The sequence below is a fragment of the Stenotrophomonas maltophilia group sp. Smal13 genome, from assembly GCF_030236855.1.
Classification (GTDB): Bacteria; Pseudomonadota; Gammaproteobacteria; order Xanthomonadales; family Xanthomonadaceae; genus Stenotrophomonas; species Stenotrophomonas maltophilia_A.
This window is the reverse complement of sequence record NZ_JASJSQ010000009.1, coordinates 50,359-72,353: the sequence shown is the minus strand read 5'-3', so window position 1 is coordinate 72,353 and position 21,995 is coordinate 50,359. Positions and strand designations below refer to the sequence as shown.

The window sequence follows — 21,995 nt, the reverse complement described above, 5'->3', positions numbered from 1 at the left end:
ATCGCAGGGACCGCGCGAGCGGTCACCGCCACCCGGAGATTGAGTTGATGATGCATACCACCTTCCGCACGCCGGCACGCCGGCTGCTGAGCACCGCACTGGTCAGCTGCCTGATGCTGGCCGCCGCTCCGAACGTCATGGCGCAGTCGGCCAATGCCAGCCTGCGCGGCCAGGTTTCCGGCGCCCAGGCCGGCGCCGAAGTGACCGCCACCAACCTGGCCACAGGCACCGTCCGTCGCGGCACCGTCCGTGCCGATGGCAGCTACTCGCTGATGGGCCTGGACCCGGGCACCTATGACGTGGTCGCCAACGGCCAGTCGCAGAAGGTCACCGTCACTGTGGCCTCGACTGCTACCCTGAACTTCGCCGGTGCCGCCAGCAGCACCCCGGGTTCGACCGCGGCCACCAACCTGGACACCGTCAACGTTGTCGCACCGACCCTGCTGCAGGAAGTGCGCACGTCCGAAGTCGGCAAGACCGTCAGCCTGCAGCAGATCCAGACCACGCCGCAGGTCTCGCGCAACTTCCTGGAGTTCGCCGACGCGGTGCCGGGCATGATCTTCACCCGCGATGCCAAGGGCAACACCTCGCTGCGTGGCGGTGCCACCAACTCCGACGGCACCAACGTCTACATCGATGGTGTGGGCCAGAAGAGCTACGTGAAGGGTGGCGGCATCTCCGGCCAGTCCGGCAGCGCGGGCAACCCGTTCCCGCAGCTGGCCATCGGTGAGTACAAGGTCATCACCGGCAACTACAAGGCCGAGTACGGCCAGGTGTCCAGCGCCGCGATCACGGCTGCGACCAAGTCGGGTACCAACGAGTTCAAGGGTGAGACCTTCTACCGTTATACCAACGAAAGCATGCGTGCGATGACCCCGGCCGAACGCCAGCCGGGCAAGAGCAAGGAAGACTCGGCCGAGAAGGAATACGGCTTCGCGCTGGGTGGCCCGATCATCAAGGACAAGGCCCATTTCTTCGTCACCTATGAGGCCAAGCGCTTCGATCTGCCGGTGACCATCGCGCCGGACGGTGCCGTCACTCCGTCGGCCGCCAATCTGCCTGCCGATGGTCTCGCAGGTCTCGGCCCGGCCAGCCAGCCGTTCCAGCAGGACCTGATCTTCGCCAAGATCGACTTCGAGCCGACTGACAACGATCGCATCGAACTGACCTTCCAGGACCGCGACGAAACCCAGCAGCAGTTCAGTGGCCAGACCGCGAAGATACACGGCAAGGTCGTGGACAACACCGACCGCCGTTATGCGCTGCGCTGGAACCACAGCGGTGAGCGTTTCTACAACGAGTTGATGGTGACCCACGAGGAGGCCTTCAACAATCCGCTGCCGTTGACCATGGGCAACGGCATCATCTACACCGCACCGGATTTCGGTGACTCGGACGCCAACCGCCCGCAGGAGAAGACGCTCGTCCAGGTTGGCGCGGCTGATGCCTTCGCCTCGCAGGTGAAGGGCCAGAAGGGCTGGGCGATCGAGGACAACCTGACCCTGGACGGCCTGCAGTGGGCGGGTGACCACACCATCAAGATGGGCGCCAAGTACAAGCAGATCGACCTGTACGCTTCCGACGCGGCGCAGATCAACCCTCAGTTTTCCTACACCATCGACAACCCGGCGTTCCCCTCGAGCACGCCGTATAAGGCGCAGTTCACCAAGGCCAGCACCGGCGTCACCGGCGTGCAGTCCGAGGTGCGTGCCAAGGTCAAGCAGATTGGCCTGTTCATCCAGGATGACTGGCAGGTCAACGATCACCTGCAGCTGAATATCGGCCTGCGCTGGGACTACGAAAAGAACCCGGTCTACACCGATTTCGTGACCCCGCCGGAGGTCGTGAAGGCGCTGTTCTCGCAGGATCCGAACGCGCCGGCGGGCGTGTCCCAGACCTATGCGCAGACGCTGGCGCTCAGCGGGCTGAACGTCAACGACTACATCAGCACCGGCCACAACCGCAAGAACTTCAAGAACGCCTGGCAGCCGCGCCTGGGCTTCTCGTATGACGTCAATGCCGACGAACGGCACGTGTTCCATGGTGGCGCCGGCCGTTCCTATGACCGCGACCTGTTCGACAACCTGGCACTGGAAACCACCAAGCTGGCGCTGCCGCAGCCGACCGTTTACTTCCGCAACCCGGCCACCGGCAACTGCATGTACGGCCAGACTCCGTGCTTTGACTGGAACCCGAACCTGATGAACGGCATCGAGAACGTGCAGGCACTGCTGGGTTCCACCAGCAATGAAGGCATGGAAGTCGATCTGCTGAACAACAACATGAAGGTGCCGTACGCCGACCAGTTCAGCCTGGGCATGAGCAACCAGTTCGGTGAGTGGCTGACCGACGCGACGATTTCTCGCACGCTGACCTATGATGGGTTCGCCTTCACCCTGGGCAACCGCTTCAACAACGGCAACTTCTTCGATAACCAGATGCTGTGTGGTGCCAAGGAGCCGACCTACGGCCAGCCGTGGAACTGCAACATTCCGGGCTTCGGCAGCCTGATCATCGGCCAGCAGGGCATCAAGACCCGTTCCACCCAGGTGCTGCTGTCGGCGCAGAAGCCGTACAGCAAGGAAAGCGGTTGGGGCACCTCGATCGCCTATACCTGGACCAACGCGCGTCACAACCGAAACATCAACGAGCATTACTCGTTCGATCGCGGCACCATCGGTGAGTACCCGACCATCAAGTCCAACGGCGCGCCGCGCCATCGCCTGGTGGTCACCGGCTCGTATGACGGCTTCTGGGGCATCACCTTTGGTGGCAAGCTGACCCTGGCCACGCCTACCCCGGGCAATGACTGGTCCTGCATCGCGCAGGCTGGCACTGCCAACTGCCTGCCGACTCCGGCCGCGGGTACTCCGGGTGGCAATGGCCGCTTCCTGCTCGGTGGCAAGATCTTCGGCTACCGCTCGCTGGACCTGCAGGCGACCAAGACCTTCAAGCTGGCCGGCGATACCGAGCTGTATGCGCGTATCGACATCATCAACGTGCTCAACTTCGACAACTTCTCGAACCTGAACTACGTGAAGAGCGATGGCAAGCTGCTGGTGAGCTACAACGAGACCGGCGATGTGATCGGTACCCCGCGTCAGGTGAAGGCCGAAGTGGGCTTCCGCTTCTAAGCGGATCCGCCTGAAGCAATACCCCGATGCCGCCGCTCCGCCGGCGGCATCGGCAGGAAGAAAAAAGCAATGGCCGGCCCCGTGCCGGTCCATTGCCCATGCCGCTGCCGGCCAGGCGGCAGCGGCATGGGCAATGATCGCGGTGTCAAACCACGTTTTTCGTGGTTTTTTAAGAGCGCATCTTGTAAACGATTTCAGATCATTGGACGGTATGCTTTCCCATCGATCAGACCACCGGAGAAATCGCGCCATGCAGGCACGCCATCTGTTGTCCGCTGCGGCGTTGAGCCTGGCCGTTGCTGCCTGCCAGCCGGCCCAGCAGGAGCCTGCCAAGCCGCGGCCGCCGGTGATCCTGATCGAGGCCGACGCACCGCCGCGGCCGATGAAGCCGGTGCTGCCGCCGTTGTTCGATGACATCGAGCGCCGTACCTTCCAGTTCTTCTGGGATACCACCAACGAGATCAACGGCCTGACCCCGGACCGCTATCCGTCGCGGCCGTTCGCCAGCATCGCCTCGGTCGGCTTCGCGCTGACCGCCTATCCGATCGGCATCGAGAACGGCTGGGTCAGCCGCAACCAGGCGATCGACCGCACCCTGACCACGCTGAAGTTCTTCCGCGACGTGCCGATGGGCCCGCAGCGCACCGGCAAGGCCGGCTACAAGGGCTTCTACTACCACTTCCTGGACATGCAGGAAGGGCGTCGCTACGACAGCTGGGTTGAACTGTCCTCGGTGGATACCGCGCTGCTGATGATGGGCGTGCTGTTCGCGCAGTCGTACTACGACGGTGACGATCCGCGCGAGAAGGAGATCCGCCAGATCGCCGACACGTTGTACAAGAAGGTCGACTGGCCGTGGCTGCAGCAGCGTGCGCCGCTGATCTCGATGGGCTGGTTCCCGGAGAGCGGCTTCATCGACCACGACTGGATGGGCTACAACGAGGCGATGATGGTCTACATCCTCGCCCTGGGTTCGCCGACGCACCCGGTCAGCCCGGATGCGTGGACGGTGTGGACGCGCACCTACGACAACGACTGGGGCGTCTACCAGGGCCAGGAATACCTGTCGTTCGGCCCGCTGTTCGGCCACCAGTACAGCCATGTCTGGATCGACTTCCGCGATATCCAGGACGCGTACATGCGCGAGCGCGGCAGCACCTACTTCCTCAACAGCCGCTCGGCTGCCCTGGCCCAGCGCGAGTACGCCATCGCCAACCCGATGCAGTGGAAGGACTATGGTGAGAACGTATGGGGCCTGACCGCCAGCGACGGCCCGCAGAACACCACCCAGGAGTACCGCGGCGAGCAGCGCCAGTTCCGCCACTACTCCTCGCGCGGCGCCGGCCTGCGCGAGAACTTCGATGACGGCACCATCGCCCCGACCGCCGCGATCGCCTCGGTGGTGTTCGCGCCCGAGCAGGTGATCCCGGCTACGCTGGAAATGCACAAGCGTTACGGCGACTACATCTATTCCAGCTACGGTTTCCTGGATTCGTTCAACCCCAGCTTCAACTACGACATCCCGATCAAGACCGGCCGCCTGGTGCCGGATCGTGGCTGGGTCGCCAGCGATTACATCGCCATCGACCAGGGCCCGATCCTGACCATGATCGCCAACTACCGCGATGACTTCGTCTGGGAAGTGATGAAGAAGAACCCGTACATCCGCAAGGGCCTGGAACGGGCCGGGTTCAGCGGTGGCTGGCTGGCACCGGAAGGTTCGTTCCAGCCGCTGGAACTGCAGAAAGACGAAAAGGCCGCGGCGGCACGCGCGGTGGGTATCGCCGAATCACGCGCGGCTGCCGCGCAGGAACAGAAGAACAATGCCAACCGCAATACAGGCCAGGGCAAGTAACCCGATGCCGAACTGGATCGACCGCCTGCGCCGCTGGGCGCTGCCTGCCCTGGCCGTGTTGGCCGTGGCCGGCTGCGCCCGTACCGAACCGGGCACCACCACCGTGCGCTTCTGGGCGATGGGCCGCGAAGCCGAGGTGGTCAGCGAGCTGATCCATGAATTCGAGGCCGAGAATCCGGGCATCAAGGTGGATGTGCAGAACATTCCGTGGACCGCCGCGCACGAGAAGCTGCTGACCGCGTTCGCCGCGGACGGCCTGCCGGACGTGTGCCAGCTGGGCAACACCTGGGTGCCGGAGTTCGCCGAACTGGACGCGCTGACGCCGCTGCAGCCGCTCGTGCAGCGCTCGGTCGTGGTCGACCCGAAGGACTATTTCCAGGGCATCTGGGATACCAATGTGATCCACGGCGAACTGGTAGGCGTGCCGTGGTATGTCGATACCCGCCTGATCTACTACCGCAAGGACCTGCTGGCCAAGGCCGGCTACGACCACCCGCCGCGCACCTGGCAGGAGTGGGACGAGCAGATGGCGGCGATCAAGCGCATGCAGGGCCCGAACCGCTATGCGGTGCTGATGCCGATCAACGAGTTCGAGCAGCAGCTTTCGCTGGCACTGCAGCAGCCTGATCCGTTGCTGCGCGACGACGACACCCGCGGCAATTTCGCCAGCCCGGGCTTCCGTCGCACGCTGGCCTTCTACGCCAACATGTTCGAGCAGGGCTGGGCGCCGAAGATGTCCGAGACGCAGATCTCCAACGTCTGGGATGAGTTCTTCCGTGGCTTCAACGTGTTCTACATTTCCGGCCCGTGGAACATCCGCGAGTTCAAGAAGCTGCAGCCGAAGGAACTGGAAGGGCAGTGGGGTACGGCCGCGCTGCCGGGTCCGGACGGCCCGGGCGCCGGTATTGCCGGTGGTACCAGCCTGGTGATCTTCCGCAAATCGCAGCAGAAGGAGGCGTCGTGGAAGCTGATCGAGTTCCTGTCGCGACCCGAAATCCAGGCGCGCTTCCATTCGATCATCGGCGACCTGCCGCCGCGCCGCAGTACCTGGAACGCGCCGTCGCTGGCCAACGATCCGCTGGCCGCTGCGTTCCGTGACCAGCTGGAGCGGGTCAAGCCGACGCCGAAGGTGCTTGAGTGGGAGCGCATCGTGCAGGAAATGCGCATCGTCACCGAGAAGGTGGTGCGTGGTGGCCTGGCGCAGGACAAGGCCGTGGAAGAGCTGGACCAGCGCGTGGACAAGGTGCTGGCCAAGCGCCGCTGGATGCATGAACAACAACGCCTGCAGCAGCGCGTGCCGTCGCCGCAATCGAGCAGTGCCGTGGCCGCCGGGAGCGCGCAATGAAACGTACCTCGCTTGCCGGCTGGGTTTTCGCCGGTCCCTCGCTGATCGTGCTGGGCATGTTCTTCGGCCTGCCGGTCGCCTCGGCGCTGGCGCTGAGCGTGACCGACTTCGACCTGTATGCCTTGGCAGACAGCAGCAACCTGCGCTTCGTCGGCCTCGGCAACTACATCGATCTGCTGCAGACGCCGATGTTCTGGAAGTCGCTGTGGAACACCACCTACTTCGTGTTGATCGGCGTGCCGTTGTCGATCGGTGTGTCGCTGGGCGCAGCGATGCTGCTGAATGCACCTGCCGCGCGTTTCAAGGCGCTGTTCCGCACCGCGCTGTTCGCGCCGGTGGTGACCACACTGGTGGCAGTGGCGGTGATCTGGCGCTACCTGTTCCATACCAGCTACGGCCTGGTGAACTACGGCCTGGGCCACCTGGGCATCAGTCCGATCGACTGGCTGGGTGATCCCAACTGGGCGATGCCGACCATCATGCTGTTCGCAGTGTGGAAGAACTTCGGCTACAACATGGTGATCTTCCTGGCCGGCCTGCAGGCCATCCCGCATGACCTGTACGAGGCCGCCCGCATCGACGGTGCCTCGCGCTGGAAGCAGTTCCTGCACATCACCCTGCCGATGCTCGGCCCGGTGCTGCTGGTGGTCGGCGTGATTACCGTGTCCGGCTACTTCCAGCTGTTCGCCGAACCCTACGTGATGACCCGCGGCGACCCGCTGCAGAGCACCGTCAGCGTGCTGTATTTCATGTTCGAGGAAGGCTTCAAGTGGTGGAACCTGGGACGCGCCTCCGCCGTGGCGTTCCTGCTGTTCCTGATCATCCTGGCGGTGACCACCGTGATGCTGCGTTTCGGCCGCAAGAGGCAGTTGGTATGAGTCGTGAAATCGGCCAGTCGCGCTGGTACCCGTGGTTGATCAATGGTGCGTTGCTGGTGCTGGCCCTGGTCAGCCTGGCACCGCTGCTGTGGATGCTCTCGGTTTCGTTCATGCCACAGGGCGAGGCGACCCATTTCCCGCCGCCGCTGCTGCCGTCCAGCATCACCACGCGCAACTACCATGAGTTGTTCGCGCGCACCGGCATGGGCGGCAACTTCGCCAACAGCCTGCTGGTGTCGGTCGGCATCACCCTGGGTTCGCTGCTGCTCAACACCATGGCCGGCTATGCCTTCGCCAAGCTGAACTTCGTCGGCCGCGAGCGCCTGTTCCAGGTGCTGATGGCGGCGCTGGTGATTCCGGCCCAGGTGGCGATGCTGCCGCTGTTCCTGCTGATGAAGCAGCTCGGTCTGGTCAACAGTTTCGGCGGCGTGATCGTGCCGGCGCTGGCCAGCGTGTTCGGCATCTTCCTGGTGCGCCAGTACGCGCGTTCCATTCCGGACGAACTGCTGGAAGCGGCCCGCATCGACGGGGCAGGGGAGCTGCGGATCTTCTTCCAGATCGTGCTGCCGATGCTCAAGCCGGTGCTGGTGACCCTGGCGATCTTCACCTTCATGGGCGCATGGAACGATTTCATGTGGCCGTTGATCGTGTTGACCGACCAGGAGCACTACACTTTGCCGGTGGCGCTGGCCACCCTCTCGCGCGAGCACATCATGGACGTGGAAATGATGATGGCCGGCGCGGTGGTCACCGTGGTCCCGGTGCTGGCGCTGTTCCTGGTGCTGCAGCGGTACTACATCCAAGGTCTGTTGCTGGGGAGCGTCAAAGGATGAAGCGAGCGATCGCCGTTGGACTGGGCCTGTTGTGGACCTCCCTGGCGATCGCCGCACCACCGGCGCTGCCGGCACCGAAGGTGCTGGACGACTTCGACGACATCGCAGCCTGGAAGCTGGTGCTGTCCGACCAGGTCAGCGGTTCGCTGCGGCCGGTCAGCGGCGCCGGTGGTGGCCGCGCGCTGTGCCTGGACTATGACTTCCACGATGTCTCCGGTTACGTCGGCATCCGCCGCGCGCTGAACATCGACTACCCGGTCAATTACCGTTTCGGTTTCCAGCTGCGCGGTGATTCACCGGGCAACGACCTGCAGTTCAAGCTGATCGATGCCAGCGGCGACAACGTCTGGTGGGTCAATCGTCCCGGCTACAGTTTCCCCAAGGCGTGGACGCCGGTCGAGTATCGCCGTCGCCAGATCGACAAGGCGTGGGGGCCGTCGCCCGAGAAAGAGATGGCACGCAGCGCTGCGGTCGAGTTCACGATCTACAGCAAGGTCGGCGGCCGCGGCACAGTGTGCTTCGACAAGCTGACCCTGCAGGGCCTGCCAGCCCAGGATGACTCGGCGCTGGTGCCGTCGGTGATCGCCGATACCGCCACCGCGCTGCAGGACCGCATGATCGACGGCAAGAGCGATACGTTCTGGATCAGCGGTGGCGTCAAGCAGCAGACCATCAGCCTGGACCTGCACAAGAGCCGCGAGATCGGTGGTGCGGTGATCGACTGGCTGCCGAACCTGGAAGCCCGCCGCTACACCGTGCGCACCTCCGAGGATGGCCGCGACTGGCGCACCGTGCGCGAAGTCACCAGTGGTGCCGGTGGCCGCGACTGGCTGGCGCTGCCGGACACCGATGCGCGCTACGTGCGCTTCGATCTGCAGGACGGCCCGAACTGGCGCTACGGCATCCGCGACATCGCGCTCAAGCCGCTGGCCTTTGCTTCCACCCCGAACGCATTCCTGTCCTCGGTCGCCGCCGACCTGCCACGCGGCTCGCTGCCTCGTGCCTATGTGGGCGAGCAGCCGTACTGGACCCTGCTCGGCCTTGATGGTGGCCAGGAACAGGCATTGATCAGCGAGGATGGCGCACTGGAGCCGGCCAAGGGCAGCTTCAGCATCGAGCCGTTCATCCGCCTCGATGGCAAGCTGCTGGACTGGTCGAAGGTGGCCATCACCCAGTCGCTGCAGGATCACTACCTGCCGATCGCCAACGTCGACTGGGTGCATGAGAAGGTCGGCCTGGCAGTGACCAGCTTCGTGCAGGGTACGCCGGAGCGCGCTCAGCTGATCGGCCGCTACCGTCTGAGCAATCCGGACAAGGTCGCGCACGAGTACACCCTGGCGCTGGCGATCCGCCCGTGGCAGGTCAACCCGCCCACCCAGTTCCTCAACACCGTCGGTGGTTTCAGCCGCATCGATGCACTGGATGTGGGTGAGCAGCTGGTGCGGGTCAACGGTGAGCCGCGCATCTACCCGCTGCAGGTGCCGGACGCGCGCTTTGCCAGTACGTTCGACGGCAAGCTTGATGCGATGCATCTGGAAAGCGGCACGTACCCGGCGACCACAGCCGTGAAGGACAGCACCGGCATGGCGTCGGGTGCGCTGATGTACACGATCAAGCTGGAGCCCGGCCAGAGCCGTGAAGTGGCGGTGGTGCTGCCACAGACCGGTGGCTGGGCACCGCAGGCGCTGGACGTGGCCAAGGCGCAGGCGCAGGTGGCCGAGCAGTGGCGCAAGAAGCTGGGCGTGGTCTCGCTGCAGGTGCCGGCTGCGGGCCAGGCGCTGGTGGATACCCTGCGCACCGCGGTCGCGCACATGCTGATCTCGCGCGTCGGCCCACGCCTGCAGCCGGGCACGCGTTCGTATGCGCGCAGCTGGATCCGCGATGGCGCGATGATTTCCGAGGGCCTGCTGCGCATGGGCCGCAGTGATGCGGTGCGCGACTACATCAACTGGTATGCGCCGTATCAGTTCGAGAACGGCAAGGTGCCGTGCTGCGTCGATGCCCGCGGCAGCGACCCGGTGCCGGAGAACGACAGCCATGGCGAGTTGATCTACAGCATCGCCGAGTACGGGCGCTACACCGGCGACAGCACTTTCACCGAGCTGATGTGGCCGCATGTGAAGGGCGCCTACGGCTACATGGAGCAGCTGCGCGCCAGCGAGCGCACCGAGGAGAACCGCGCACGCAACCCGGCCTTCTACGGCATGATGCCGGCCTCGATCAGCCACGAAGGCTATTCGGCCAAGCCGATGCACTCGTACTGGGACAACTTCTGGGCACTGCGCGGCTACAAGGACGCGACCCTGCTGGCGACCCAGCTGGGCAAGGTCGAGGCGATGCAGATCGCCGAATCGCGCGACCAGTTCCGGGATGATCTGCAGGCCTCGCTGCTGTCGGCGATGCAGCAGCACAACATCGACTACCTGCCGGGCTCGGCCGAGCTGGGTGACTTCGACGCGACGTCGACGACCATCGCACTGGCCCCGGGCGGCGAACAGGGCAGGTTGCCGCAGCAGGCGCTGGAGGCGACCTTCGAACGCTACTGGAACGAGTTCGTTGCCCGTCGCGACGGCAAGCGCGAGTGGAAGGACTACACCCCGTACGAGTGGCGCAACGTGGCCGCGTTCGTGCGCCTGGGCTGGCGTGATCGCGCGTGGCAGGCCACCGAGTTCTTCTTCAAGGACCGCGCACCGCAGGCCTGGAACCAGTGGGCCGAAGTGGTCTCGCGCACGCCGCGCAAGCCGTTCTTCGTCGGTGACCTGCCGCATGCCTGGGTGGCCTCGGACTTCGTGCGCTCGGCTTTGGACATGTTCGCCTACAACCGCGACATGGACGAGTCACTGGTGCTGGCCGCCGGCGTACCGACCGCGTGGCTGCAGGGCGAGGGCATCGTCGTGCAAGGCCTGCGTACGCCGCAGGGCCAGCTCAACTACCGCCTGCAGCGCAGCGACAAGCAGCTGGTGCTGGAGGTGCAGCCGGGCCTGGTGCCACCGGTAGGAGGCGTGGTGTTGCCGTGGCCATACGCCGGTGATCCGGGCGAGGCGAGTATCAACGGCGAAGCAGCCGAGTGGGTCAACAAGGAACTGCACGTGCACCAGCTGCCGGCGCGGGTTGAGATCGACATACCGAGCGCAGTGCGCCGCGCCGAGCGCAAGGGGCAGTAACGATGAAGCAACAGGGGGCAGGGGTGCGCACGTCGGTGCGTGCCCTGGGGCTGGCAATTGCATTGGCAGTGCCGAGCGTGATGATGGCGGCCGAGCCGGCTGCCGCGAACGCGGCGCCCGACGTTGCCAGCGCAGCGGGCATGAGCATGGTCACCTTCAACCTGCATCATGACCGCGAAGACTGGCCGAGCCGGCGCCGCACCATCCTGGCCGAGCTCAAGCGCCTGCAGCCGGATGCGGTTGCCCTGCAGGAGGTGATCCAGCGCCGCAACGTGCGAAACCAGGCGCAATGGCTGGCCAGCCAACTCGGCTACAAGTACGTGTTCGTGTCCACCGATCCGGTCGGGGCACCCAAGCGCTACGGCAATGCGCTGCTGACCCGGCGGCCGATCCTCGCCCGTGGTGATCATCTGCTGCTGCCGTTGGACGACTACCGCACCGTGGCTCACCTGCGCATCGACGTCGACGGCACGCCGGTGAACGTCTACGCCACGCATCTGAACGAGCGCAGCGATGAGAGTGGGCAGCGCATCCGTCGCACCCAGGTCGAGGACCTGCTGCGCTTCATCACTACGACGTCGGCCGGTGCGCCGGTGGTGATCGCGGGCGACTTCAATGCGCTGGTGGATGCCGGCGACCTGAGCGAGCTGCGCAGCCACTACGGCGACAGCTACGGCAGCGTGCACGTCAATACCGACCTGTCCGGGGTCAGTACGCTCAACCGCCACTATTACCAGGCGCCGTCGCGGATCGACCACATCTTCTTCCAGCAGGACGAGATGGTCGCGCGCGAGGCGAAGCTGCTGTTCGACCAGCCCGATGACAGCGGACGCTGGGCCTCGGACCACTACGGCGTGTGGACCCGCCTGCAGTTCGCACCGAAGCCCTGACGGAGCAGGCTCCGGCAGGTGCCAACCTTGGTTGGCACGAACGTGTCCGCGTGCACTGAATCAACGGCGCCAACCAAGGTTGGCCTCTACCAAAGCAGTGACCGTGCGCGGGTTGTGCGCTGGTTGGCCTCCACCAAAGCAGTGACCTTGTGCGGGGTGTGCCCTGGTAGGTGCCAACCTCGGTTGGCGCGTGCGTGTCCACGTGCACTCAATCAACGGCGCCAACCAAGGTTGGCTTCTACCAAAGCGAAGCCAGCGCCAAACGCACACACAAAAACGGCGGGGATCATTGTTCCCCGCCGTTTCGTTTTCACGCGATCAAGGAGCGATCAGTTCGCCGGCGGCGTGCGCTTGGCGGCCTCTTCGTCTTCTTCATCGGTCTTGGCTTCTGCAGCCTGGGCCGCAGCGTCGGCATGGCCATCGGCGACCGGGTCGATCGACGGCGTCACCACCGCTTCGGCGACCGGGGCAGCGGCCTCGATCGGCGCGGCTTCCACCGCCACCGGAGCGACCGGCTGTTCGGCGGCCACGACGGGCTCGACGACCGGCTTGGCTTCAACCACCGGCGTGGCCTCAACGGCCACCGGCTTGGCTTCAACCACCGGCGCGGCCTCAACGGCCACCGGCTTGGCTTCAACCACCGGCGCAGCCTCGACCGCCGCCGGCTTCGCTTCGATCACCGGAGCGGCTTCAACCACCGGGGCGGCTTCAACCGCGACCGGCTTTGCTTCGATCACCGGCGCGGCAGCGGCTACCGGCTGGGCCGGGGTCGCGGCGTCGATGGCATCGAGCATGCTGGTCTGCACCGGCGAGGACACCGCTTCAGCCTTCGCAGCAGCTTCGACCGGGGCCTGCACTTCAGCCACGACCGGGGCGGCGGCTTCGACCACAGCGCTGCTCACCACGGCAACCGGTGCGGCGGCAACAGCGGCGGCAGCACGGACCGGCTTTGCGGCGTCGGCAGCGGCCGGTTCGGCTTCGTCATCGAAGTCGAACTCCGGCTGCGAACGGGCCGGCTGCGCAGCAGCGACCGGCACAGTGCCGGCAGTGCTGTCGACGCTCGGCTCGGCGCCGTCGGCGTCGTCACCGTCGTCACCATCGTCCTGGTCATCGCCCAGAGCGTCGCTGCCGGCGGCGTTCTCGGCGCCACCGCGACGACGGCGACGGCCACCGCGACGGCCGCGACGACGGCGGGTCGCGCCTTCGCCGGTCTGCTCGCCATTGGCGTCGGTTGCAGCCTCTTCACCGGCAACCGCAACCACATCGGTCTCGCTGGCGGCGTTGGCAGTGGTGTCGACCGGTGCTGCGGCTTCGGCCGGAGCGGCGGCCACCGGCGCAACCGGTGCGGTCGCTTCCTGCGCGGTCACCGTATTGGCGGCGACCGCCGTGGCGGCCACGGCTGCAGCCGCGGTCACGGCTTCGGCCGGTGCTTCGGCGGTGTTGCGCTGCGGCTTCTCGGCCGGCTTGTCACCGTCCTGCTGCGGGCGCGGCTGCTTCGGCTGCTTCAGCTTCGGCTGCTGCGGGTTCTGGCCCTGCTGCTCGTTGCGCGGCTTGTTCTGCTGCTGCGGCTGCTGCTGGCCATCCTTCTGCTGCGGCTCCTTCTGCTTGCCCTGCTGCGGCTGCTGCTGGGCATTGCCGTTGTTACCGTTGCGGCCGTCCTTGCTGCGCTGCTCACCGCGCTCCTTGCGGTTGCCGCCGTCCTTCTGCTGCTGCGCGTTGCCGTTGCCGCCGTTGCCACGGTTGTCGTCGCGACGGTCCTTGCGGTCCTTGTTGCGATCCTTGTTGCGGTCCTTGCGGCCGCCGTCCTGCTGCTGGCGGGCGACCGGAGCCGCCGGTGCCGGTGCCGGCGCCGGTTCGCCACCGAACACGCGCTTGAGCCAACCGATCACGCCGCCGCTCGGGGCCGCTGCAACCGGCGCTGCCACGACCGGGGCCGGTGCCGCTGCGGCCGGCTCCACTTCCTCGCGCACCGGAGCGGGGGAGGTGTGCTTGACCTGGGTCACGGCCGGCGGCGGGATGTTCAACTGGCCCTTGGTCAGGGCGTGCACCGGCAGCTTGCGCGGGGTGCCGCGCTGGTAGCTGGGCTTGTTGCTCTCTTCACCCAGCTCGTTCTCACGCAGGCGGGTGACGGTGTAGTGCGGGGTGTGCAGCTGCTCGTCGGCGACGATCACGATCGGCGCCTCGTGGCGCTGCTCGATCTCACGCAGGGCGCTGCGCTTTTCGTTCAACAGGTAGTTGGCGATCTCCACCGGGGCCTGCACCAGCACCTGCCCGGTGTTCTCCTTCATCGCATGCTCTTCGGCGACGCGGATGATCGACAGCGACAGCGACTCGACGCTGCGCATGCGGCCGTGGCCGTCGCAACGCGGGCAGACGATCTGGCTGGACTCGCCCAGGCTCGGGCGCAGGCGCTGGCGGCTCATTTCCAACAGGCCGAAGCGCGAGATGCGGCCGACCTGCACGCGCGCACGGTCGTACTTCAGCGCGTTGGCCAGGCGGTTCTCGACCTCACGCTGGTGCTTGTTGGAGGCCATGTCGATGAAATCGATCACCACCAGGCCGCCCAGGTCACGCAGACGCAGCTGGCGGGCCACTTCCTCGGCCGCTTCCAGGTTGGTCTGGAAGGCGGTGTCCTCGATGTCGCTGCCCTTGGTGGCGCGCGAGGAGTTCACGTCGACGGCGGTCAGCGCTTCGGTCTGGTCGACCACGATCGAGCCGCCCGACGGCAGGCGCACGTTGCGCTCGTAGGCGCCTTCGATCTGCGATTCGATCTGGAAGCGGTTGAACAGCGGGATGTCGTCCTTGTAATGCTTGAGCTTGCGCAGGGTCTGCGGCATCACCTGCTGCATGAACTCGCGGGCGTGCTCGTACATCTCCTCGGTGTCCACCAGGATCTCGCCGATGTCGGCGCGCAGGTAGTCACGCAGGGCGCGCACGATCAGGCGCGATTCCTGGTAGATCAGGAACGGGGCCGGCTTGCTCAATGCGGCTTCGGCGATGGCGCGCCAGACGTTGAGCAGGTAATCCAGATCCCACTGCAGCTCTTCCGCATCGCGGCCGACGCCGGCGGTACGGATGATCACGCCCATGTCGTCGGGGATGTTCAGCTTGTCCAGGGCGTCCTTCAGGGCGGCCCGGTCTTCGCCCTCGATGCGACGGGAGACACCGCCGGCGCTGGGCGAGTTCGGCATCAGCACCATGTAGCGGCCGGCCAGCGAGATGAACGTGGTCAGGGCGGCGCCCTTGTTGCCACGCTCTTCCTTGTCGACCTGGACAACGATCTCCTGGCCTTCCTTCAGCAGTTCGCGGATGCCGGCCTTGTTGTGGTCGACACCGGCCTGGAAGTAATCGCGGGAGATTTCCTTCAGCGGCAGGAAGCCATGGCGGCCGCCACCGTATTCAACGAAGGCCGCTTCCAGCGAGGGCTCGATGCGGAAGATCCGGCCCTTGTAGATGTTGGACTTCTTCTGTTCCTTCGACGGCTGCTCGATGTCGATGTCATACAACGACTGGCCATCCACGATGGCAACACGCAGCTCTTCAGCCTGCGTGGCGTTGATCAGCATTCGCTTCATTGTTGCGTTCCTCGCAAGCGGCTACCGCGCGGAACGCCATGGGGTTTCGCCTCTGGACACGGTTCGCCGCCCATTCGCGCAAGCGCGGGGAGGGCGGCTTGGGTTTCCAGCGCTACGACACCACGGCAGGCCGCGGGAGCGCTTCACTCTTATGGGTTTTGGGGTGTTACAGGCCGCAGGCAGCTGTCAGCCAGGCTGGAGCGCCACGCGGGACATGTTCAGCACGGTTGCGTGTCAGGCATCCGGCGATGGCCGGGAAGGCCGGTGAGCCGCTAACATGGCCGCCCCGCGGGCGGTGGTCGCGCACTGTGCCGGATTCGTCGGAAGCTGGGCTTCTGGCCCTGAGTAACTTCCAACGAAATCAATCCCTTATCTCGCCCCCCGAGTGTAACAGAATAAACAGCCTGATGACTGCCCAAGACCCCACCAAACCCGCTGGCGACAAGCCTTCCGTGCGCATGATCACCGTTCCCGCCGACCGTGCCGGCCAGCGCCTGGACAACTTCCTGCTCGGCCAGCTGAAGGGTGCCCCGCGCAGCCTGGTCTACAAGCTGGTGCGCAGCGGCCAGGTACGGGTGAATGGTGGCCGCGCCAAGGCTGAACGCAAGCTCGAGGCGGGTGATGAGGTGCGCGTGCCGCCGGTCCGTCTCACCGAAGAGGGAGACAAGGCCGGTCCGCCGGAGGCGTTCATGCGCCGCCTGGAGCAGGCCATCGTCTTCGAGGATGCCCGCCTGCTGGCCCTGAACAAGCCCACTGGCGTGGCCAGCCATGGCGGCAGCGGCATCAGTTTCGGTGCCATCGAGACCCTGCGGGCCCTGCGCCCGGGCCAGACCCTGGAGCTGGTCCACCGGTTGGATCGAGACACCTCGGGCCTGCTGATCGTGGCCAAGAAGCGCTCCGCGCTGAGCGAACTGCAGGCGCTGCTGCGTGAAGATCACGGCGCCGGCATCCGCAAGCGCTACTTGACCCTGCTGGCCGGACGCATGCCCGACGGCGTGATGACGGTCGATGCGCCGCTGCACGTGGGTCTGCGCCAGGGCGGCGAGCGCCATGTGCAGGTGAACGCGATCGGCAAGGAATCGATCAGCCACTTCCGTGTGCTGGAGCGTCGCGGTGGTCATTCCTACTGCGAAGTCCGCATCGAGACCGGCCGTACCCACCAGATCCGCGTGCATGCCCAGCATCTGGGGCATCCGGTGGCCGGTGACGACAAGTACGGCGATCCTGCGGTCAACAAGCGGCTTCGTGAGCAGATCGGCCTGAAACGCCTCTTCCTGCACGCGGCCTCGCTGGAGTTCGCACTGGACGATGGCAAGAGCCCGTACGTGCTGAACGCGCCGCTGGCCGATGAGCTGGTCGAGGCGCTGGACCGGCTGCGCTGACGGCGGTTCGGCGGCGCCGGGTGCTTGGTCGGCGCCGTCGCTTCCCTGCGATGAGTGGGCTTGTCACTTTCTTTGCTCGTGCAAAGAAAGTAACCAAAGAAACACGCCGCCATCCGCGAGCCGGCGCTGCGCGCCGGTGCCCTGCGCTCCTCGGTCCGCCGAGGGGCGGCGCGGAACTCGCTGCGCTCAGACACCCGCGCCTCTTCACCCTCGCCGGACCTGCGGTGCTCGGCTAGCTACAAGGCGGACCAGACAGCCGCAGCGTAGACCCATACCCGCACGTAGCCTTTGTAGAGTCGAGCGACGCTCGACTCGCGCGCGCAGCGCGGGCTTCGCTTTCTTATTCTTTCATCGCGTGGCTGGCACGCACAGAAAAATGACGGGGCACGGGCGGGGGCGGCTTGCAGGGGTGTCCGCCGCATGGATGCGGCGGCCAAGCCTCCATGGATGGATTCACGGCGTCCCCTGCAAGCCGCCCCCGCCCGTGACCTCTCGATGCTGCGGGACGTACCAGCCGCGAGGGGGCTCAGCCCGTTGGCCGCAAACCCCTCACCACTTGAACAGCACCAGGCTGATCGCCAGCGTGCCCATGCCTGCCACCAGCCCGTAAACCGTCTCGTGGCCCTTGGCATAGCGCTTGGCCGCCGGCAGCAGCTCGTCCAGTGCCAGGAACACCATCACGCCGGCGATCAGCCCGAACACCCAGCCGAAGGTGGCGTGCGACAGCGACCCGGACAGCAGCCAGTAGCCGAGCGCCGCACCCACCGGTTCGGCCAGGCCGGACAGAAGGCTGGCACTGAACGCGTAGAACTTGTTCTGGGTGGCGAAGTACACCGGCACCGCAATGGCGATGCCCTCGGGAATGTTGTGGATGGCGATGGCGAAGGCCAGCGGCATGCCGACCGACGGACTCTCCAGCGTGGCAAAGAAGGTTGCCAACCCTTCCGGGAAATTGTGCGCGGTGATCGCGATCGAGGTCAGCAGGGCAACCCGCTTCAGGTACTCGCGGCTGTTCTCGCGGAACGCCGGGTCCTGCTTGTCCAGGCTGTCATGCGGGTTGGGGATGAAGTGGTCGATCAGCACGATCACGATCACGCCCAGCAGGAAGGCCAGAGTGCCGTAGGTGAAGCCGGTGCGCTCGCCATAGGCCAGTGCGAACGAGGCAATGGACTTGTTGAGGATCTCCGACAGCGACACATAGACCATCGCACCGCCGGCGAAGGCCAGGCCGAAGGCCAGCAGGCGCGGGTTGGGGCGGCGCGAGAACAGCACCAGCAGGCTGCCGATGGCGGTGGCCAGGCCGGCCGCGAGGGTGACCGCCAGTGCGATCCAGACATTTTCGGGGGGAATCTGCAGCATGTACCGACGCGGTCCTGGTCAACAGACAACCGCCCCGGATGAACCCGGGGCGGGGAGGGCGAGGCGGGCGTCGGCTGGCCTCGTCGGGGAGCGCGCGATCAGCCGCCGCGGCGCAGGCGTTCTTCGATGGCGAAGCACTGGTCCGGCTTCGGCTGCGGAGGGTGGCGACTCACGTGCACCTGGATCGTGGCCGGCACGGGCTGGCCGTTGCGGGTGGCGGCATTGAACTGCCAGCCCTGTACGGCGGTCCTGGCCAGCTCGTCCAGCTGGGGGTTGCCGGCGCCGGTCAGCAGAGCCACTTCGCTCGGCTTGCCGTCGGTGCCGATGGTCACCTTGAAGGTGCTGGTGCCGCCCACACCCATGCAGGCCAGCTCAAGCGGGTACTGCGGCGGCGGTGTCTTCACCGCAGCCACTTCGGTGGGCGGCGGCGGTGGTGGTGCCGCTGGTTCGGACGCGCCACAGCCGGCCAGGCCGGTCGCAGCGATCAGGGACAGGCTCAGCAAACGTACGTTCATGGCAGTTGCTCCGTCAGGGCCGAAGTCTTCGCCGCACAGATGAAGTCGTTCTCGCTCAGGCCGCCCACATCGTGGGTGGAGAAGCGCACGACCGCGCGATCGTAGTGCACGCCCAGGTCCGGATGGTGGTCCTCGCGATGGGCGATCCAGGCCAGCGCGTTCACGAAGGCCATGGTGGCGTAGTAATCCTTGAAGCGGAAGGTGCGCGACAGGGCCTGGCCGCCCTCGCTCAGCTCCCAGCCGGGAATCTGCGGCAGCAGTTCGGCCAGGCGGGCTTCGCCAAGCTTGTGATCGCTGCCTTTGCGCGGCACGCAACGGGCCTGGGCCAGTGGAATCAGGTCGGCCATGGGAATCTCCACCTCGTGTTGACTGAACAATGCGCCGGACGGTGTATAAACCGAATGAGCGGTTGACGCTTACTTGGCTAGAATAGCCTGATGATCCAGATCTCCGACACTGCCCAGACCCATTTCCGCAAGCTGATCGAACGCGAGGGCGTGCCCGGCATGGGCGTGCGCTTGAGTGCGGTCGAGCCCGGCACCCCGCGCGCCGATGCCCGGCTGGAGTTCGCCGAACCGACCGACCTGCTCGGTGACGAGTGGGCGGTGGACTGCGATGGCTTCACCCTCTACGTCGATGCGAGCAGCGTCGGCTGGCTCGATGGCGCCGAGATCGACATCGTCGCCGGCACCGCCGGTACCCAGCAGTTGACCATCAAGGCGCCGCGCATCAAGGGCGAGGCCCCCGGCGATGCCGCTTCGCTGGTCGAGCGCGTGCACTGGGTGGTGGAAAACGAAGTCAATCCGCAGCTGGCCTCGCATGGCGGCAAGGTGGCCGTGCAGGAAGTCTCGTCCGACGGCGTGGTGCTGCTTCGCTTCGGTGGTGGCTGCCAGGGCTGTGGGATGGCCGACGTGACGCTCAAGCAGGGCATCGAGAAGACCCTGATGGGCCGCGTGCCGGGCGTGACCGCCGTGCGCGACGCGACCGACCATGACAGCGGCCACGCGCCGTATATCCCGCGCGGCAACGTCGCCTGACCGCTGACGCGTGCCTCTGACCCGGGCCGAGCAACTCATCGAACTGCTGCTGGCCCGCCAGCAGCCACGCGCCGTCCTCGAGAAGTCCACGCGCCTGCCCTATGGCTGGGCGCTGTGGCTGCGCTCGCTGGGCCCGCTGCCGCGGCCGTTCCACGCCCGCGAAGTGATTGCGGTATTGCTGCCGCGCCCGCTGCCTGGACCGCCGGGCCAATCACCCCGGCTGTCGCCGTGGCAGGCGCTGCGCCGGTTGTTCTGGCAGGACTGGGACGCTGCGCCGCGCGATCAGCGCTGGATGCGCTGGACCTCGGCGTTGGCCAGCGCGCTGCTGCACCTGCTGTTCTTCATGCTGCTGCTGTGGGTTGCGGTGATCCGCACCACGGCACCGGAAGCAGAGGGCGCCGAAGGCGAGCGTGTGCAGGTGGAATTCGTCGGCCGCGCCTCCCAGGAGGGCGGAGGCGATCAGCCGGGTGCCGAGGCGGCTGCGGCTGCACCGGCCGGCCAGGTTGCCGCCGGCCAGGCAGCAGGGGCCGCGACTGCACCTGAGCCGCGTCCTGCGGCCGCGTCGGCGCCTGCGCCTGCACCGGCTCCAGCACCGACAGCCAGCGCGCCGTCGCCGCCGGCCGAAGCCGAGCCGGCCCCGCTTGCGGCCCCGCCACCGTCGCCGGTGCAGGCCACCGAAGTGGCGCAGGCCAGCACGGATTTCGTGGTGCCGCCGGTCAGCGTGCCGCGCACCGAGGTCAGCATCGTGCCGCGTGACACCACGCCCACGGTGCGCGAGCGCAGCGTGCAGCCGGTGCAGGCGCCGCCAACCCCAACCGCGATGCGTGCGCCGCAGATCGCGGTGCGGATGCCGCAGCTGCGTGACATCCCGGTGCAGGAGCGCGAAGTCAGTACGGTCGATGCACCGGCGGTGTCGCAGCCACTGCGCACGGCCGATGTGCAGGTGCGCGTGCCGCAGCGGGACGTACAGGTGCGCGAGCGTGAAGTGCAGGCGGTGGTCGATCCGCAGGTGCGGATGGCGACCGTCGCCGGTCGTGAACCGGCAGTGCATGCGCCGGCGGGTCGTGACGTACAGGTGCGCGAGCGCGAAGTAGCCTCGGCACCGGTGGCAGCCCTTTCGTCTTCCAGTGGCAATGCACCCGCGGCAGCGCCCGCGCCGGCGGCCAATGGCAGCGCGACGCAGGCGAGCAGCAGCGCCGCGCGGCCTGCTGCATCCAGCACGACCCCGGCCCAGGCCGGAGCGCGCCCGGCCCCCAATCCGGGCAACTGGGCCACGCCCGCCAAGGGCGATGACTGGGGTGCATCGAGCCGCAATCAGGACGGCGCCGACAAGGGCGCCCGCCAGGCCAGTACCAGCGGCAAGGGCAGTGGCCTGTTCAATGCCGATGGCAGCGTCCGCGTGCCGGGCCAGGAAGGCGAGGGGCGTGCCGAGCGCGGTGCGCCCGGTGGTGCCAACGATGGCTGGAGCAAGGAACGCATCGCGCAATCGGGCACCTGGCTGAAGCGACCGCCGTACGACTACACGCCCACTTCGTTCGACAAGTACTGGGTGCCGCAGGAATCGCTGCTGGCCGAATGGGTGCGCAAGGGCGTCAAGGCGATGGAGATTCCATTGCCGGGTACCAGCACGAAGATCTCCTGCGTGATCTCGATCCTGCAGGCCGGTGGTGGCTGTGGCCTGACCAATCCGAACATGCAGGACCAGCCAGCGGTGGCACGACCGCCGCCGGACATCCCGTTCAAGAAAGAGCTGCAGGAAGACAACGGGAGCCGCTAACGGCTCCCGCTGTCCACGCATGTTTCCTTATCCCCGCGCCGTTGGCGCGCCCCCTTGAACAACAAGGGGGCTTTTCGATGGACCCATCGCGGGATGTGACGGCCATGCTGGCGCGCTTTGGTAGGTGCCAACCTTGGTTGGCACAGACGCGCCGACCAAGGTCGGCATCTACCGGAGCACGTGCGCCGACCAGGGTCGGCCTCTACCTGGGTGGTGACCTCACGCGCTCTGCGACAGAAACACCCAGAACG

The 21,995-nt window shown here is 66.4% G+C and carries 14 protein-coding genes; 10 read left to right on the top strand and 4 right to left on the bottom strand.

Annotated elements, in window-relative coordinates; genetic code table 11:
* Positions 1-47: 47 nt before the first annotated feature.
* The 7 genes from QRO95_RS05240 to QRO95_RS05210 all read left to right on the top strand — a co-directional run bounded on the left by QRO95_RS05240 (position 48) and on the right by QRO95_RS05210 (position 12,099).
* Positions 48-3,134, top strand: coding sequence for a TonB-dependent receptor domain-containing protein (locus QRO95_RS05240; RefSeq protein WP_285301845.1), 3,087 nt, complete (start codon positions 48-50; stop codon positions 3,132-3,134).
* A 250-nt stretch (positions 3,135-3,384) separates the two neighbouring features.
* Entirely contained in the window at positions 3,385-4,989 is a 1,605-nt protein-coding gene (locus tag QRO95_RS05235; RefSeq protein WP_032129772.1) for a glucoamylase family protein, read from the top strand.
* 4 nt (positions 4,990-4,993) lie between these two features.
* Positions 4,994-6,334: a sugar ABC transporter substrate-binding protein gene (locus tag QRO95_RS05230; RefSeq protein ID WP_285301854.1), complete on the top strand. Its 1,341-nt coding sequence runs from the start codon at positions 4,994-4,996 to the stop codon at positions 6,332-6,334.
* Positions 6,331-7,212 (top strand): carbohydrate ABC transporter permease, encoded by an 882-nt coding sequence (locus tag QRO95_RS05225; RefSeq protein ID WP_032129770.1) that lies wholly within the window; start codon positions 6,331-6,333, stop codon positions 7,210-7,212. Before QRO95_RS05230 ends, QRO95_RS05225 begins: the two co-directional genes overlap by 4 nt.
* Positions 7,209-8,045 carry a carbohydrate ABC transporter permease gene (locus tag QRO95_RS05220; RefSeq protein ID WP_006378064.1) on the top strand — a complete coding sequence of 279 codons (837 nt, stop codon included), beginning with the start codon at positions 7,209-7,211 and terminating at the stop codon, positions 8,043-8,045. Before QRO95_RS05225 ends, QRO95_RS05220 begins: the two co-directional genes overlap by 4 nt.
* Positions 8,042-11,209 (top strand): discoidin domain-containing protein, encoded by a 3,168-nt coding sequence (locus QRO95_RS05215; protein WP_285301844.1) that lies wholly within the window; start codon positions 8,042-8,044, stop codon positions 11,207-11,209. The genes QRO95_RS05220 and QRO95_RS05215 overlap by 4 nt, the downstream gene beginning before the upstream one ends.
* Before the next feature lie 2 nt (positions 11,210-11,211).
* Positions 11,212-12,099: an endonuclease/exonuclease/phosphatase family protein gene (locus tag QRO95_RS05210; RefSeq protein WP_285301843.1), complete on the top strand. Its 888-nt coding sequence runs from the start codon at positions 11,212-11,214 to the stop codon at positions 12,097-12,099.
* Positions 12,100-12,428: 329 nt separating this feature from the next.
* On the opposite strand, the gene rne is transcribed toward QRO95_RS05210, so the two are convergent.
* Positions 12,429-15,674 carry a ribonuclease E gene (gene rne / locus QRO95_RS05205; protein WP_285301842.1) on the bottom strand — a complete coding sequence of 1,082 codons (3,246 nt, stop codon included), beginning with the start codon at positions 15,672-15,674 and terminating at the stop codon, positions 12,429-12,431.
* Between the two features lie 407 nt (positions 15,675-16,081).
* Here rne and QRO95_RS05200 point away from each other — a divergent pair, with 407 nt between their 5' ends.
* Positions 16,082-17,056, top strand: a complete 975-nt coding sequence (locus QRO95_RS05200; protein ID WP_049401092.1) for an RluA family pseudouridine synthase — start codon at positions 16,082-16,084, stop codon at positions 17,054-17,056.
* A gap of 549 nt (positions 17,057-17,605) precedes the next feature.
* Here QRO95_RS05200 and zupT read toward each other — a convergent pair.
* The 3 genes from zupT to QRO95_RS05185 all read right to left on the bottom strand — a co-directional run bounded on the left by zupT (position 17,606) and on the right by QRO95_RS05185 (position 19,277).
* Complete coding sequence (gene zupT, locus QRO95_RS05195; protein ID WP_006456115.1) at positions 17,606-18,415, bottom strand: zinc transporter ZupT; 810 nt, start codon at positions 18,413-18,415, stop codon at positions 17,606-17,608.
* 98 nt (positions 18,416-18,513) lie between these two features.
* A complete protein-coding gene (locus tag QRO95_RS05190; protein ID WP_285301840.1) occupies positions 18,514-18,930 on the bottom strand; it encodes an energy transducer TonB in 417 nt (138 codons plus the stop codon).
* Positions 18,927-19,277: a 4a-hydroxytetrahydrobiopterin dehydratase gene (locus QRO95_RS05185; protein WP_006456031.1), complete on the bottom strand. Its 351-nt coding sequence runs from the start codon at positions 19,275-19,277 to the stop codon at positions 18,927-18,929. The genes QRO95_RS05190 and QRO95_RS05185 overlap by 4 nt, the downstream gene beginning before the upstream one ends.
* A gap of 90 nt (positions 19,278-19,367) precedes the next feature.
* On the opposite strand from QRO95_RS05185, the gene QRO95_RS05180 reads away from it, so the two are divergent.
* Both QRO95_RS05180 and QRO95_RS05175 read left to right on the top strand, forming a co-directional pair.
* A complete protein-coding gene (locus QRO95_RS05180; protein WP_032129662.1) occupies positions 19,368-19,967 on the top strand; it encodes an NfuA family Fe-S biogenesis protein in 600 nt (199 codons plus the stop codon).
* Between the two features lie 10 nt (positions 19,968-19,977).
* Positions 19,978-21,744, top strand: coding sequence for a hypothetical protein (locus QRO95_RS05175; protein WP_285301838.1), 1,767 nt, complete (start codon positions 19,978-19,980; stop codon positions 21,742-21,744).
* Positions 21,745-21,995 lie beyond the last annotated feature (251 nt).